Annotated in this window: 17 protein-coding genes; 5 read left to right on the top strand and 12 right to left on the bottom strand. The window is 62.7% G+C overall.

Annotation, left to right across the window (positions count from 1 at the left end):
• Nucleotides 1-69: 69 nt before the first annotated feature.
• From ACUN0G_RS22180 to ACUN0G_RS22170, 3 genes are all read left to right on the top strand, one after another.
• Nucleotides 70-945 (top strand): urea transporter, encoded by an 876-nt coding sequence (locus ACUN0G_RS22180; RefSeq protein ID WP_445574273.1) that lies wholly within the window; start codon nucleotides 70-72, stop codon nucleotides 943-945.
• A 31-nt stretch (nucleotides 946-976) separates the two neighbouring features.
• Entirely contained in the window at nucleotides 977-1801 is an 825-nt protein-coding gene (locus ACUN0G_RS22175; RefSeq protein ID WP_258347126.1) for an ion transporter, read from the top strand.
• A gap of 105 nt (nucleotides 1802-1906) precedes the next feature.
• On the top strand, nucleotides 1907-2911 hold the full coding sequence (locus ACUN0G_RS22170) for a sulfate ABC transporter substrate-binding protein (RefSeq protein WP_445574272.1): 1005 nt from the start codon (nucleotides 1907-1909) through the stop codon (nucleotides 2909-2911).
• Nucleotides 2912-3068: 157 nt separating this feature from the next.
• On the opposite strand, the gene ACUN0G_RS22165 is transcribed toward ACUN0G_RS22170, so the two are convergent.
• Nucleotides 3069-3683, bottom strand: coding sequence for a hypothetical protein (locus ACUN0G_RS22165; RefSeq protein ID WP_445574271.1), 615 nt, complete (start codon nucleotides 3681-3683; stop codon nucleotides 3069-3071).
• 178 nt (nucleotides 3684-3861) lie between these two features.
• On the opposite strand from ACUN0G_RS22165, the gene ACUN0G_RS22160 reads away from it, so the two are divergent.
• Complete coding sequence (locus tag ACUN0G_RS22160; protein ID WP_167663625.1) at nucleotides 3862-5058, top strand: MFS transporter; 1197 nt, start codon at nucleotides 3862-3864, stop codon at nucleotides 5056-5058.
• Here the strand turns inward: ACUN0G_RS22160 and ACUN0G_RS22155 are convergent, their stop codons facing one another.
• Both ACUN0G_RS22155 and ACUN0G_RS22150 read right to left on the bottom strand, forming a co-directional pair.
• Nucleotides 5059-5463 carry a type II toxin-antitoxin system HicB family antitoxin gene (locus ACUN0G_RS22155; protein ID WP_258347129.1) on the bottom strand — a complete coding sequence of 135 codons (405 nt, stop codon included), beginning with the start codon at nucleotides 5461-5463 and terminating at the stop codon, nucleotides 5059-5061.
• A gap of 21 nt (nucleotides 5464-5484) precedes the next feature.
• A complete protein-coding gene (locus ACUN0G_RS22150) occupies nucleotides 5485-5673 on the bottom strand; it encodes a type II toxin-antitoxin system HicA family toxin (RefSeq protein WP_026077965.1) in 189 nt (62 codons plus the stop codon).
• A 215-nt stretch (nucleotides 5674-5888) separates the two neighbouring features.
• Here ACUN0G_RS22150 and ACUN0G_RS22145 point away from each other — a divergent pair, with 215 nt between their 5' ends.
• Entirely contained in the window at nucleotides 5889-6770 is an 882-nt protein-coding gene (locus tag ACUN0G_RS22145) for a LysR family transcriptional regulator (protein ID WP_445574270.1), read from the top strand.
• Here ACUN0G_RS22145 and phnP read toward each other — a convergent pair.
• Genes phnP through phnG form a run of 9 tightly spaced genes read right to left on the bottom strand, consistent with a single transcriptional unit; the run spans nucleotide 6767 to nucleotide 13659 of the window.
• A complete protein-coding gene (gene phnP, locus ACUN0G_RS22140) occupies nucleotides 6767-7516 on the bottom strand; it encodes a phosphonate metabolism protein PhnP (RefSeq protein ID WP_445574269.1) in 750 nt (249 codons plus the stop codon). The two genes, ACUN0G_RS22145 and phnP, sit on opposite strands and share 4 nt — an antisense overlap.
• Nucleotides 7507-8070 (bottom strand): phosphonate metabolism protein/1,5-bisphosphokinase (PRPP-forming) PhnN, encoded by a 564-nt coding sequence (gene phnN / locus ACUN0G_RS22135; protein ID WP_445574268.1) that lies wholly within the window; start codon nucleotides 8068-8070, stop codon nucleotides 7507-7509. Before phnN ends, phnP begins: the two co-directional genes overlap by 10 nt.
• Nucleotides 8070-9218, bottom strand: a complete 1149-nt coding sequence (locus ACUN0G_RS22130) for an alpha-D-ribose 1-methylphosphonate 5-triphosphate diphosphatase (protein WP_445574267.1) — start codon at nucleotides 9216-9218, stop codon at nucleotides 8070-8072. Before ACUN0G_RS22130 ends, phnN begins: the two co-directional genes overlap by 1 nt.
• On the bottom strand, nucleotides 9208-9927 hold the full coding sequence (gene phnL, locus ACUN0G_RS22125; RefSeq protein WP_063028155.1) for a phosphonate C-P lyase system protein PhnL: 720 nt from the start codon (nucleotides 9925-9927) through the stop codon (nucleotides 9208-9210). The genes ACUN0G_RS22130 and phnL overlap by 11 nt, the downstream gene beginning before the upstream one ends.
• Nucleotides 9927-10736, bottom strand: a complete 810-nt coding sequence (gene phnK / locus ACUN0G_RS22120) for a phosphonate C-P lyase system protein PhnK (protein WP_445575582.1) — start codon at nucleotides 10734-10736, stop codon at nucleotides 9927-9929. The genes phnL and phnK overlap by 1 nt, the downstream gene beginning before the upstream one ends.
• Nucleotides 10697-11563, bottom strand: a complete 867-nt coding sequence (locus ACUN0G_RS22115; RefSeq protein WP_445574266.1) for an alpha-D-ribose 1-methylphosphonate 5-phosphate C-P-lyase PhnJ — start codon at nucleotides 11561-11563, stop codon at nucleotides 10697-10699. The genes phnK and ACUN0G_RS22115 overlap by 40 nt, the downstream gene beginning before the upstream one ends.
• A complete protein-coding gene (locus tag ACUN0G_RS22110; protein WP_421524299.1) occupies nucleotides 11556-12632 on the bottom strand; it encodes a carbon-phosphorus lyase complex subunit PhnI in 1077 nt (358 codons plus the stop codon). The genes ACUN0G_RS22115 and ACUN0G_RS22110 overlap by 8 nt, the downstream gene beginning before the upstream one ends.
• Complete coding sequence (phnH, locus tag ACUN0G_RS22105; protein ID WP_063028147.1) at nucleotides 12632-13222, bottom strand: phosphonate C-P lyase system protein PhnH; 591 nt, start codon at nucleotides 13220-13222, stop codon at nucleotides 12632-12634. Before phnH ends, ACUN0G_RS22110 begins: the two co-directional genes overlap by 1 nt.
• On the bottom strand, nucleotides 13222-13659 hold the full coding sequence (gene phnG / locus ACUN0G_RS22100) for a phosphonate C-P lyase system protein PhnG (protein WP_167663631.1): 438 nt from the start codon (nucleotides 13657-13659) through the stop codon (nucleotides 13222-13224). The genes phnH and phnG overlap by 1 nt, the downstream gene beginning before the upstream one ends.
• Between the last annotated feature and the right edge of the window lie 4 nt (nucleotides 13660-13663).

Here is a 13663-nt window from a genome sequence, read left to right as displayed (position 1 = left end):
CAACTCGGTCGAATGTGGGAGCGGGCTTGCTCGCGAAGGGGGCAACTCGGTCCCTCAGACTCACTCACCATGCCCAACCAATCCTGCCCCGACTGGGCCGAAGCCCTGCTCAACGGTTTCAGCCAGATTTTCCTCCAGCGCCACCCGCTGTGTGGCCTGCTCTGCCTGCTGGCGATCCTGATCGGCGCCCCGACCCTGCTCGGCGGCGCACTGCTGGGCGGTGTCGCCGGTTTGCTGACCGCCCAACGCCGCGGCTATCCCAAGGCCGAACGCCAGGCTGGCCTTTATAGCTATAACGGTGTGCTACTCGGCTTGCTGATCAGCCAGCATTTCACTTGGTCCGCACTGTTGCCGCCGCTGATCCTCGCCTGCGGTGGCCTCAGCGCAATCCTCACCCGCCAGTGGCTCAAACGTGCCGCCAACCCCGACGACCTGCCCGCCTACACCGCACCGTTTGTGGTACTCGGCTGGCTGCTGCTGGGCACCACCGCGCCCGCCGCATTTGCCGTCAGCGAACCCGGCACCTGGGCGCTACTCTGCGCGCCGTTCAGAGGCCTGGCCCAAGTCATCCTGATGGACCAACCCCTTGCCGGCCTGTTGATCGCCCTCGGCCTTTTAACAGCCAGCCGCCGCGCGGCCTCGTGGGCGCTGACCGGTGCGAGCCTCGGCGTGCTGGTCGCCCTGCTGCTGGACGAGCCCGCCAGCGCCCTGCTCGGCCTGCACAGCTACAACCCGGCACTGGCGGCATTAGCCCTCAGCCAGCATAGCCGCCAACCCTGGCTGCCGCTGATCGGCATCCTGCTGGCGATCATCCTCACGCCTGGCTTCACCGGCCTGAACCTGCCCGCGCTGACTGCGCCGTTTATCCTCGCCACCTGGCTGGTGCGCGCCAGCCATCGGGTGATGCACAAAGCCCGCATGGACAGCCCCTTCGAATCCCCCTAGGCTTGCTCGACATTCGATTCAGGCGGGTTTTATGGACAGCAACAACGACTGGCGTCAGCGGCTCTACGTCATGGTATTCCAAAGCGACACCGTCGCCGGGCGGCGCTTCGATGGCATCCTGCTGCTGATCATTCTCGCCAGCCTGGTGATCGTGATGCTCGACAGCATCGATCAGATACACCAGAACTACGCTGATGTGCTGGCCTATATCGAGTGGGGCTTCACGCTGATCTTTCTGATCGAGTACGGGTTGCGTCTGTACTGCTCACCCAAACCCTTGCGCTATGCCTTCAGCTTCTATGGGCTGGTGGACTTGCTGGCCATTGTCCCCGGCATCCTGGCGCTGTATTACAGCGACGCGCAGTACCTGCTGATCATCCGGATCATTCGGATGCTGCGAATTTTCCGCGTGCTCAAGCTCAGCCCGTACCTCAAGCAAGCCAACTACCTGATGGCGGCGCTGCGGGGCAGCAAGCAGAAGATCGTGGTGTTCCTGGTCAGCGTCTGCACCCTGGTCACGGTGTTCGGCACCTTGATGTACGTGATCGAAGGCCCGGAACACGGCTTTACCAGTATTCCCAAGGGCATCTATTGGGCGATCGTCACCCTGACCACCGTGGGGTTTGGCGATATCGTGCCGAAGACCCCGCTGGGCCAGGTGATTTCGTCATTGGTGATGATCACCGGTTACTCGATCATCGCCGTGCCCACCGGGATCTTCACCGCCGAACTGGCCACTGCCATGCGGGGTGAAGTGCTGCAAACCGATTGCCCGGTGTGCAAGAAAAACAGCCACGAGCCAAACGCCGCGTTTTGCTCACGCTGTGGTAACGGGCTTTTCAAAAAACTGGAATAAGCAAAGTTCTTTTTAATCTTTAAGCGACTATGCGCCCCCCGTTATAGTCGCTGGCATATTGCCCCTACATCGTCGACAACCTTCTCGAACAACAAGGAATGAGCAGTGAAAAAACTCGTTAGCGCCTCTCTCCTGGCCGCCGGCCTTGCACTGGCTGGCGTCGTCCAGGCCGCCCCGGTCACCCTGCTCAACGTCTCCTACGACGTGATGCGCGACTTCTACAAAGACTACAACGCCGCCTTCCAGAAGCACTGGGCCGCCGAGCACCCGGACGACAAGCTGACGCTGCAGATGTCTTTCGGTGGTTCGAGCAAACAGGCGCGCTCGGTGATCGACGGCCTGCCGGCTGACGTGATCACCATGAACATGGCCACCGACATCAACGCCCTGGCCGACAACGGCAAGCTGGTGCCGGACAACTGGGTTACCCGCCTGCCGAACAACAGCGCGCCCTTCACCTCGGCCACGGTGTTCATCGTGCGCAAAGGCAACCCGAAAGCCCTGAAAGACTGGCCGGACCTGGTCAAGGACGGCGTACAAGTCATCGTGCCGAACCCGAAGACTTCCGGTAACGGCCGCTACACCTACCTGTCGGCCTGGGGTTATGTGCTGAAGAACGGCGGCGACGAAGAGAAGGCCAAGAAGTTCGTGGGCGACCTGTTCAAACACGCCCCCGTGCTGGACACCGGTGGCCGTGCCGCTACCACCACGTTCATGACCAACCAGATCGGCGACGTGCTGGTGACCTTTGAGAACGAAGCAGAAATGATCGCCCGTGAATTTGGCCGTGATCAGTTCGAAGTGATCTACCCGAGCGTTTCCGCAGAAGCTGAGCCGCCGGTGTCGATCGTCGACAAAGTGGTCGAGAAAAAAGGCACCAAAGAGGCTGCCGAGGAATACCTGAAGTACCTGTGGTCGCCAGAAGGCCAGGAAATTGCCGCCAACAACTACCTGCGTCCACGTGACCCGAAAGTGCTGGCCAAGTACACCGACCGCTTCCCGAAAGTCGACTTCCTGTCGGTCGAGAAGACCTTTGGTGACTGGCGCACCGTGCAGAAGACCCACTTCAATGATGGTGGGGTTTTTGACCAGATCTACTCCGGCCAATAATCCGCACCCTGATCGTTCCCACGCTCCGCGTGGGAATGCCTCATAGGACGCTCCGCGTCCAGGCCGCGCCGCAAGACCTGGACCGTGCGCATTGGTGACGCAGAGCGTCACTGGATGTATTCCCACGCGGAGCGTGGGAACGATCTATCTACAGCGGTTACATCGGCGGTGTCACGCCATCCTTGCCCGCAGAAATCGCCTGGGCCGTCACGCTCCCATCCTCGCCCTCCGCCGCAAACATCACCACTTTCACCCCAGGCTTCAGCAAGCTGCGATCACCCGGCTCCAGGTTGACGATCGGCACATCATCCGGCACCACGATCTTCTGCTCGCCACCCTTGTACTTGACGGTCAACGTCCGGCCCTTGCTCACCACCAGGTCACCCACGGTGCCGTTGGTCATGCTGCTGCCTTCCTTCAGGTCGAACGCCCGATGCCCGTCGCCGGTACCCGCCATGGCCGGTGGAAACACATGCACTTCCAGTGCCGTCAGGGTGCCATCCGCGTTCGGCATGGCCGCCGAGCCGATGTAACTGCCCGGCTTGATGTCTTCGATCTTGGCCAAAGTGACTGCACGCACCAGCGTGTCCTTGGTCAGGTGCACGATGACGTCTTCACCGCTGTTGACCTTGACCTGCATCGCGTCGCCGTCCATCGCGGTAATTGAACCCCGTACGCCGACACGCGGGGCATCGGCGGCCTGGGCGATGCCCACGGTCATCAGCGCGGCCAGGCTTGAGGCCAGGAGCATCTGGTTGAATGTCATCTTCATGGCAGTGGATTTCCTGTTTATGCAGTTGTGACTGAATGTATCATCGACCTCCAGCCCGAAAGTTAACGTTTCAGTCATTAATTCCCGGCATGAGTGTTATCACCGCAGACGGGCTACTCCCGCTCCGGCTCAATCATTATTCTCGCTCGCCTCTTTCCTTCGCTTTTATGAGAACACCATGAACGCCACGCCCCACGCTACAAACACCATGACCCGAGGCATGGTGATGCTGTTTGCGTTCTGTTGCGGCGCCATCGTCGCCAACATCTACTACGCCCAACCGATCATCGAACTGATCGCCCCGGACATCGGCCTCACGCCGGCCATGGCCAGCCTGATCGTATCCCTGACCCAGATCGGCTATGCCCTGGGCCTGTTCTTCCTGGTGCCGTTGGGCGACCTGCTGGAAAACCGCCGGCTGATGATCACCACCACCGTGGTGGCCATCGCCAGCCTGCTGGGTGCGGCGTTCACCGAACAGCCGAATCTGTTCCTGCTGGTGTCGCTGCTGATCGGCTTCAGTTCGGTGTCGGTACAAATCCTGATTCCGCTGGCGGCACACCTGGCACCGGCTGAATCCCGTGGCCGGGTGGTCGGCAGCATCATGGGCGGTTTGCTGCTGGGTATCCTGCTGGCCCGGCCGGTGTCCAGCGTGGTGGCCGACCACTTCGGCTGGCGCGCCATGTTCATGGCCGCCGCGGCCCTGATGGCGTTTATCAGCGTGGTGCTGATGCTCACCATCCCCAAGCGCCAACCCGATCACGCCGCCAGCTATGGCCAGTTGCTGGGCTCGCTGGGCACCCTGCTGCGCCGCCAACCGGTGCTGCGCCAGCGGGCGTTTTACCAGGGCTGCATGTTCGCTACCTTCAGCCTGTTCTGGACCGCCGCCCCGCTGGAACTGTCCCGCAACCATGGCCTGAGCCAGAGCCAGATTGCCCTGTTTGCCCTGGTCGGTGCCCTCGGCGCCATCGCCGCCCCCATCGCCGGGCGCCTGGCGGATGCCGGCCACACCCACCGCGCTTCACTGCTGGCGATGCTGTTTGCCGCGCTGAGTTTCCTGCCGGCCTTCGTGCACCCGTTGTACAGCGTGATTGGCCTGGCGGTGACCGGCGTGGTCCTGGACTTCTGCGTGCAGATGAACATGGTCCTCGGCCAACGTGCCATCTACGCCCTCGACGCCAACAGCCGCAGCCGCCTGAACGCGCTGTACATGACCAGCATCTTCATCGGCGGCGCCTTCGGCTCGGCGATTGCCAGCAGCGTGTACGAACACGGCGGCTGGCTGGGGGTGATGCTGGTGGGCAGCGCCTTCCCGCTGGTGGCGTTGCTGCGGTTCCTGAGTGCATCGCGGCAAGGCGCGGTAGCGACTGCCTAGTTACAACCGCACCAACTTCTCCAAAGCCGCATCGGCCAGAAATGACGAGCGGCTTTTCACTTTGTGCTCCCGCACATAACGGTCGATACGCTGGATCACGTAGCCGGGCAAGGTCACATTGACCTTCTCGGTCTTGCCCAGATACGGCGAGATGTCGAGTTCCAACATTCCCCAGCCCATGCCGGCGTAATCCTCATTATCGTGATGGGCCGCCACCGACGTTGGCATCGGAATCGCCCGGCCTTCTGCGGCGATCTCTTGCAGCATGATGTGCGCCACTTCGACCGCCGCGTTGTAAGCCTCTTCAAAACTGTCCCCGGCGGTTACCGCACCTGGAATGTCGGGGATCTGGATACCGGTGGCGACAAAGTCATCGCCCCATTCGATACAGATTGGGTATTGCATGGAAAATCTCCTTAAACCGTCCTAAAACGAAAACAGCCCGGCACGTTTCCTGATACTTCGCACGGTGCCCATCGGCAGATCCTTCTTGGGATGGGGCACCGGTATCGTGTACGGGTTATAGCGATGGGTGAAAAGATGATGGCTGCCCGTCACCCGATCCAGCACCCAACCTGCCTCTTGCAGCTCTTTGATCAATAGCCTGCTTTGCACCACAGCCTCCTTGCTCAGGCTCGAATAAAGGTAACTCCAGAGTTATCTTTACTCAAGCACAGAATTGATCAGGCTGACTGGCGGCTGTTTTACCGGATGTTGGAAAAACACCGAATCTATTCCCTTAAGGAATAAGTTCTATGCCCCCGAATTGACTTCCACGCATTTCCTAAAGGCCCCATGATTCCCGAAATGCCACGCCACAAGGACACCCGATGGACCGCCTCACTGCCATGGAAACCTTCGTCCACGTCGTCGAGACAGGCTCGTTTTCCGCTGCCGCAAAACGCATGGGAATCGGCCAGCCCGCCGTTTCCAAAGGCATTGCGCAACTGGAAGCCCGGTTGGCGGTCAGCTTGCTGATGCGCTCCACCCGGGGCCTGACGCCCACCGAGGCCGGGCTGGTATTTTTTGAAAAGGCCAAACGCGCGGTCGACGAAGTCAACGGTGCCGACGACGCCGCGCGGGGCGCCGGCAACGGCCTGTCGGGCAACTTGCGTATCAGCGCCGGCGTGACCTTGTCCCGCTTGCACATCATTCCCAACCTGGGCCCGTTCCTTGATCAGCACCCCGGTTTGAATGTGGACGTTGTACTCGACGACCGCCTCCTCAACCTGGTGGAAGAAGGTATCGACGTCGCCCTGCGCATCGGCAACCTGAATGACTCCGGCCTGACTGCCCGCAAGATCGGCCAAAGCCCCAGCCGGGTGTTCGGTACCCCGGCCTACTTCGAACGTTGCGGCGAGCCCCACACTCCGGCAGATCTGCTGCACCACCAGGCGGTGATCTATAGCTTGAGCGAAAGCACCTGCTGGCCGTTCAGCCAAGGTGCTCATCAATACCCCATCGTCGCCGACGGACGCCTGCGCGTTACGTCATCCGAGGGCATTCGCGCAGGCGTCCTCGCCCACCATGGAGTGGCCATGACCGCCGAATGGATGTTCGCCCCGGAGATCGCCAGTGGCGAGGTCAAGGCGGTGCTGACCGACTGGGAACTACCGCCCCGGGACTTGTGGGCAGTAACGCCGACAGGCCGGCTGTCCAGTGCCAAGGCCCGGGCGTTTATCGAGTATGTGGAGGGCGTGTTCAGCCGCTAAACCACCCGCCCATCCCAGCCTACCGTCACATGGCGCGGCAACTCCCGCCGATGCTGCAACAACCACGCATCCAGCGTATGCCCCACATGGGTCAGCACACCCAACTGCGCCTTCACCTCGTCAATGCACTGCAACGCCAACGTCAGGTCATTGTGATTACGCGGTGCCTGGGGTTGCGGCGGCATGGAGCAGTCGAGCACCAGCACATCCAGCGGTTCACGCTGCAGCCAGTCGCGGGTAGCCGGTGGCAGGCCAACGGTGTCGGTGAGGTAAGCGATGCGCCTGCCCTCGCCTTCCAGCAGATAACCCAAGGTGGGTTTGGAATGCACCAACGGCAACGCAGTGACACTCAGCTCACCAAAGCGGCGGGTTTCAAACTCGGCAAACGGCTGGCTGAAATCGAGGATGCCGGGGTGCTTGTACAGGTCGGACAACCCTTCCGGATCCACCGGACCATGCACCGGAATCACCAGCCCTTGCCCCCACCGCAAATGCAGCAGGCCTTGGGCGTGATCGGCATGGTAGTGGGTCTGGAGAATCCCGTTGAAACTGCGGGGCGGGAAGCGTTCAGTGAGGTCGGGCAAACCGCTGTCGATCAACCAACGCTGGTCGCCGCACTCGATCAACGCACTGCATGGGCGACGCCGCAGGCTCTCATCACGGCGGGCCAAATCACAGGCCGCGCACTCACAGCCATACACCGGGACTTGCCGCGCATCGCCGGTGCCCAGCAGGGTCAGGCGCATGCCGGTTGCCCGTCGAGGCAGCCCAGCAGGCGCTCGACCGTGTGCGCCAGTTGGCCGGAGTTGTCGAGCAGGAATACATCCGGTGCCGTGCTCAAACCTTCGGCGAATCGTGCATTGCGTGCCAGCCGCTGATCAATCTCCGCCACGGATTCGCGGCCCCGTGCCAGCAAACGCTGGCGCAAAACGCCTTGATCCACCGTCAGCAATACCACCAGCAGGTTCGGGTAACGCAAGCGGGTTTGCGCCAGGTGGCCGCGAGAGCCGTTGACCAGCACGTCATCTCCCGCCGCCAACCACCCATCGATTTCCCGGGGGATACCGTAGGACAAGCCGTTGGCGTGCCAACTAAGGGCAAAGGCGCCCTCGGCCTCCATCGCGGCGAACTGCGCGGGTCTCACGCCTTGCGCGGCTTCGCCCACCGCTTCCGCCGAGCGGGTGATGACCCGCCGCACAATGCGGCAGCCACGCTCGGCCAAACGCGGTCGTGCGGCATCCAGCAGGCTGTCCTTGCCCGAACCCGATGGTCCGATGAGATAGATCAACCTGCCTGCCATCAAAACACCCTCTTCGCTTGTCGCCAGACTTGTTGGACCACGGGCAGTCCGTCTTGGCTTTTTTTGGCTTGCACCAGGTCGGCCCGCAGACCGATAGCGATTTCACCGCGATCACTCAGGCCCGCCGCGTGTGCGGGCGCCAGGCTGATCATCTTGACCGCCCGGGAAAGGTCGCCGCCGTCCTGTTGATCGGCCAGCACGAACGCCGCCTGCAGCAGGCTGGCCGGGTAGTAGTCACTGGAAAGTATATCCAGCAATCCTTGGGCAGCCAGGCCGGCGGCGGCCACATTACCCGAGTGGGACCCGCCACGCACCACGTTCGGCGCGCCCATCAGAACTTTCATGTTCAGTTGCTGGCAGCCACGCGCCGCTTCCAGGGTGGTGGGGAATTCGGCGATGGTCATGCCATAGCGCGCCGACTCCTCCACATGCGCCAACGTCGCATCGTCATGGCTGGCCACCGACAGCCCGCGCGCCAGGCAATGCTCGACGATCGCGGCGCGGTAGCGGTCGCTGTATTCCTTCGAGTTGGCCATCTGCAGCTTGATGAACGCGTCCATGGTCTCGTCGTTCAGGTGGTACTTGCCCATGTAGTACTCACGGTACTTGGATTCGAGCACGAACTGGCGCTGGCCCGGCGAGTGGTCCATCACCGACACCAACTGCACCAGCGGGTTTTCCACCAGGTCACGGAACACGCTCAAGGTGTCGGGGTGGCACAGCTCGCAGCGCAGGTGCAGGCGGTGTTCGGCGCGGGTCAGGCCGGCGCTTTCTGCCGAGGCGATGGCGTTAAGCATCGCCGGCAGTTTCTGCATGCGGTTGCCCTTGGGGTTCACATCGCCGATGGACACCGCATCGAACACCGTGGTGATGCCGGCCGCGATGATTTGCGCGTCATGGCTGAGCACCGCCGAAGTCGACGGCCAGTCCACGCCGGGGCGCGGGGTCATGTGTTTTTCCAAATTGTCGGTGTGCAGTTCCACCAGCCCCGGCAGCAGGAAATCACCGTCCAGATCCTGGGCCTGGGGCAACCGGCTGCGGCCTTCGGCGATGTCGACGATCAGTCCGTCCCGCAGCACTACGCTGCCAAGGAACATGCGATCAGCCGTCACCAGCCGGGCATTACTGAGGATCTGTTCAGCGGGCATGGGCGTATTCCTCTTGGGCAACAGGCGCGGGGGTCATGTCGAAATGGCGGTCGGCAACCGCTTCACGGGCGGCGCGGTCGTGGAAGATGCCGATCAGTGCGGCACCGCCGGCCTTGGCTTCGTTCATCAGCTCCAGCACCACCTGGCGGTTGCTGTCGTCGAGGGACGCGGTGGGTTCGTCCAGCAGCATCACCGGCCAGTCCACCATGAAACCACGGGCGATGTTGACCCGCTGCTGCTCGCCACCGGAGAACGTGCCGGGTGCCAACTGCCACAGGCGCTGGGGAATATTCAGGCGGGTCAGCAGATGCTCGGCGCGGGACTGTGCATTGGCCTTCGACCAGCCACGGGCCAGGGCCGGTTCCATCACCACATCCAGGCAGGCCACACGCGGAATTACCCGCAGAAACTGGCTGACGTAGCCCAGGGTCTGCTGGCGCACTTGCAGCACCTCCCGAGGCTCGGCACCGACCAGCTCCAGCCATTCGCCGAGATGCTGTACCCGAATGCTGCCGCCTGCCGGTAAATAGTTGCCGTACAAGGTGCGCAGCAACGTACTTTTACCGGCGCCGGACTGGCCATGCAGCACCAGGCACTCACCGCCTTTCACGCTGAACTCCACCCCGCGCAGCACGTTCAGTACCACGCCGTTCTGCTGGTGCAAGGTGAAGGTTTTCGAGAGGTCACGGACCTCGATCAAGGCATTCATCATGGCTGCAATACCGAAGACACCAGCAGTTGAGAGTAAGGGTGCTGTGGATCGTCGAGGATCTGGTCCGTCAGCCCGGTTTCCACCACGCGGGAACGGCGCATCACCATCAGGCGGTCGGCCAGCAGGCGCGCCACGGCGAGGTCGTGGGTCACGATCACCACCGCCAGATCCAGCTCGCGAACGAGGCCGCGCAGCAGGTCGAGCAAGCGCGCCTGTACCGATACATCCAGGCCGCCGGTGGGTTCGTCCATAAACACAAGGCGCGGGCTGGAGACCAGGTTGCGGGCGATTTGCAGGCGCTGTTGCATGCCGCCGGAGAAGGTTCGGGGCAAGTCATCAATGCGCTGCGGGTCGATTTCCACCTGGCCGAGCCAGTCGAGGCCGGCGCCGCGCAGTTGCTGATAATTGCGCACGCCCTGGGCCATCAGGCGCTCGCCGATGTTGGCGCCGGCAGAGACGCCCATGCGCAAACCGTCCCGAGGGTTCTGCTCGACGAAACCCCACTCGGTGCGCAGCAAGGTGCGGCGTTCGGCTTCGCTGGCGCTGTACAAATCCAGCCACTCGCCGTCCTTGCCGCGATAGCCGATGTTCCCGGCCTGTGGCGGCAAACGTCCACTGAGCAACGAGAGCAAGGTGGACTTGCCCGAGCCGGATTCGCCGACAATCCCCAGCACTTCGCCGGGGTACAAATCAAAGCTGACGTCCTGGCAGCCCTTCTCTTCGCCGTATAACAACGACAGATCACGCACTTGCAAAAGAGGCTGGCTCACTGGTTGTTCTCCTTCACCCGTTGGGCGCAGTACCAGGTGTCGGAACACACAAAACTCTGGGTACCGGCATCGTCGAGAATCAGCTCATCGAGGAACGATTCATGGCTGCCGCAGATCGCGCAGTTGTGTGCCCACTTCTGCACTTCGAACGGGTGGTCTTCAAAGTCCAGGCTGGTGACCTGGGTGTACGGCGGCACCGCGTACAAGCGCTTTTCGCGACCGGCACCGAACAGCATCAGCGCCGGGCTCAGGTCGAGTTTCGGGTTGTCGAATTTGGGGATCGGCGACGGGTCCATCACGTAGCGTTCATCCACCATCACCGGGTAGGCATAGCTGGTGGCGATATGGCCGAAGGTCGCGATGTCCTCGTAGAGTTTGACGTGCATCACCCCATAATCATTGAGGGCGTGCATGGTGCGGGTCTCGGTTTCCGACGGTTCGATAAAGCGCAGCGGCTCGGGAATTGGCACCTGGTAGACCATGATCTGATCGGCGTGCAACGGGGTTTCCGGGATGCGGTGGCGGGTCTGGATCACCGTGGCGCCCGGGGTGCTTTCGGTGGTGGCGACGCCGGCGGTGCGCGCGAAAAAGCGCCGGATCGAGACGGCGTTGGTAGTGTCGTCGGCGCCCTGGTCAATGACCTTGAGCACGTCATCGGCCCCCAGAATCGCGGCGGTCAGTTGCATGCCGCCGGTGCCCCAACCGTAAGGCAGCGGCATCTCGCGGCCACCGAATGGCACCTGGTAACCGGGGATCGCCACGGCCTTGAGCAAGGCCCGGCGGATCATGCGTTTGGTCTGCTCGTCGAGGTAGGCGAAGTTGTACGCCGGGTCACGCGCAGGGGTTTGGGTCAGGTCATTCATGGCGCGTGCCCTCGGCCGGTTGGCGCAGTTTGCGGATCAGTTCCAGCTCGGACTGGAAGTCCACGTAGTGAGGCAACTTGAGGTGGGAAACGAAGCCCGCCGCCTCGACGTTGTCGCAGTGGGACAGCACGAATTCTTCCTGCTGGGCCGGCGAGACGATTTCTTCGTTGAACTCATTGGCGCGCAACGAGCGGTCCACCAGCGCCATGCCCATCGCCTTGCGCTCGGCATGCCCGAATGCCAGGCCGTAGCCCCGGGTGAACTGCGCCAGCTCGGTGGCCGAGCCGACGAACTGGTTGACCATCTCGCACTCGGTGACTTCGATGCTGCCCAGGCAGATCGGGAAACCCAGCTCTTGCGGGTCGATCCACACCTCGACGTCGCCGATGCGAATCTCACCAGCAAACGGGTGGTTGCGGCCGTAGCCGCGCTGGGTCGAGTAACCCAGTGCCAGCAGGAAACCTTCATCGCCACGGGCCAGGGCTTGCAGGCGCTGGGCGCGGTTAGCCGGGTATTCCAGCGGGTCGCGGGTGATGTCGGCGACGCTGCCGGTGTCGTCGGATTCGTTCTTGATCAAGCCTTCTTTAGCCAGCAAACCCAAGACTCTCGGGCATGCTTCCAGGGTCGCCTCCGCTGTGGTTTGCGGGCCTGGGTATTCACCTTCGGCCAGCAGCGCGAAGTCCAACAGACGGTGGGTGTAATCGAAGGTCGGGCCCAGCAGTTGCCCGCCCGGCACGTCCTTGAAGGTGGCCGACAACCGCCGGCTCAGTGACATCTGCGCGGTATCGATCGGCAGGCTCGGGCTGAAGCGCGGCAACGTGGTGCGGTAAGCCCGCAGCAGGAAGATCGCTTCCACCAGATCCCCCGCCGCTTGCTTGATCGCCAGCGCGGCCAGCTCCGTGTCGTACAGCGAGCCTTCGCTCATCACTCGCGCGACCGCCAACGGCAGTTGCTCGCGAATCTGCTCCACGCTCAGTTCCGGAATGGAGGTATCGCCCCGGCGTTTTTTCGCCAGCAGACGGTGGGCATTGTCGATGGCCTGTTCGCCACCCTTGACGGCTACGTACATCAGGCATGCTCCTGTGCAATTCGGGTGCTGCGTGGCAAGCCGATCAGGTGATGGCCGGCGGCGAACAACACGTCCAGGCCACGGGGAAACGTCTCGCGGCGTTGACGTTCGAGCCAGAATGCTTGAGGCACCGGCAGGTTGACCTGACGCTGGGTCTTGATCCCCGGACCGCGCCAGTTCAAGGCACGACCGGCTTCCAGGTCGGTCAACTGGACCAGCAAGGTGCAGGACTGATCGGGGTAGCGGTCATTGCCGTGGTCGAAGCCGCTGAGGTCGAGCAAGTCCTGCTCACCGAGCAAGGCGAATGCGGCCTCTTCACGGTTGGCGGTCAGCGGGCAGCCGCAGTGGAACGCCAGGTTGGCGCGAATCAGCGGTGTGTCGAAGCACGGTGCGAGCCACAGCGGCGTGTCCATATCCAGCAGCGCGAGGCACAGCGCGTAGGTGGCCGGCGCCAGGCCTTCAAGGCTGGGGGCGGCGGGCAAGGACTGGATCAGGCCGGGCTCGGCGAGAGCCTTGAGGGCGCCGCGAAAACCGCGCTGGGCATCCAGCACCGGGTCTACAAAGGCCGGTTGCAAGCGTTGGGCATTCATCAGTTTTCTCCTCGAACCAGGGTGAAGAACTCGACCTTGGTGGCGGCGGTGTCGGCCTCTTTGTGCGCCCGGCGTTCGGCCTGGGCGTTGGCCAGTGAGCCGATCAGGTCGCTGAGCCAGGGGCTCGGGTGCGCGCCCTGCAAATGCGCATCCGCCAGGGCCGCCAGTTCGGCATGGACCTTGTCGCGCCCGGCCAGGTAGCTATAGCCGGTGCGCCCGTCCGCCAGGCGCACCACGCAGCGGGTCACGCTCATTTCACCAACGTTGAACGGCGCGCCGTTGCCGCCCATACGGCCGCGTACCAGGGTCATGCCGATTTCCGGGGCGCGGATCAATTGGTAATCCACGTCGCGCAGGGCGTCTTCATGGGGCAGCAATTCACTGCGAAAGGCGCGGGCGAGCACGCCGATCCAGTGTTGACGCGGGGACAGGTTCATCGAG

The sequence above is a fragment of the Pseudomonas sp. 32A genome (assembly GCF_052682255.1).
The sequence above is the reverse complement of the archived record's forward strand: the minus strand, read 5'-3'. Positions and strand labels throughout refer to the sequence as shown.

Coding starts and splice junctions, on each gene's coding strand:
- ACUN0G_RS22180 (WP_445574273.1), top strand. CDS start 70: ATGCCCAACCAATCCTGCCCCGACTGGGCCGAAGCCCTGCTCAACGGT.
- ACUN0G_RS22175 (WP_258347126.1), top strand. CDS start 977: ATGGACAGCAACAACGACTGGCGTCAGCGGCTCTACGTCATGGTATTC.
- ACUN0G_RS22165 (WP_445574271.1), bottom strand. CDS start 3,683: ATGAAGATGACATTCAACCAGATGCTCCTGGCCTCAAGCCTGGCCGCG.
- ACUN0G_RS22160 (WP_167663625.1), top strand. CDS start 3,862: ATGAACGCCACGCCCCACGCTACAAACACCATGACCCGAGGCATGGTG.
- ACUN0G_RS22155 (WP_258347129.1), bottom strand. CDS start 5,463: ATGCAATACCCAATCTGTATCGAATGGGGCGATGACTTTGTCGCCACC.
- ACUN0G_RS22145 (WP_445574270.1), top strand. CDS start 5,889: ATGGACCGCCTCACTGCCATGGAAACCTTCGTCCACGTCGTCGAGACA.
- phnP (WP_445574269.1), bottom strand. CDS start 7,516: ATGCGCCTGACCCTGCTGGGCACCGGCGATGCGCGGCAAGTCCCGGTG.
- phnN (WP_445574268.1), bottom strand. CDS start 8,070: ATGGCAGGCAGGTTGATCTATCTCATCGGACCATCGGGTTCGGGCAAG.
- ACUN0G_RS22130 (WP_445574267.1), bottom strand. CDS start 9,218: ATGCCCGCTGAACAGATCCTCAGTAATGCCCGGCTGGTGACGGCTGAT.
- phnL (WP_063028155.1), bottom strand. CDS start 9,927: ATGAATGCCTTGATCGAGGTCCGTGACCTCTCGAAAACCTTCACCTTG.
- ACUN0G_RS22115 (WP_445574266.1), bottom strand. CDS start 11,563: ATGAATGACCTGACCCAAACCCCTGCGCGTGACCCGGCGTACAACTTC.
- ACUN0G_RS22110 (WP_421524299.1), bottom strand. CDS start 12,632: ATGTACGTAGCCGTCAAGGGTGGCGAACAGGCCATCGACAATGCCCAC.
- phnH (WP_063028147.1), bottom strand. CDS start 13,222: ATGAATGCCCAACGCTTGCAACCGGCCTTTGTAGACCCGGTGCTGGAT.
- phnG (WP_167663631.1), bottom strand. CDS start 13,659: ATGAACCTGTCCCCGCGTCAACACTGGATCGGCGTGCTCGCCCGCGCC.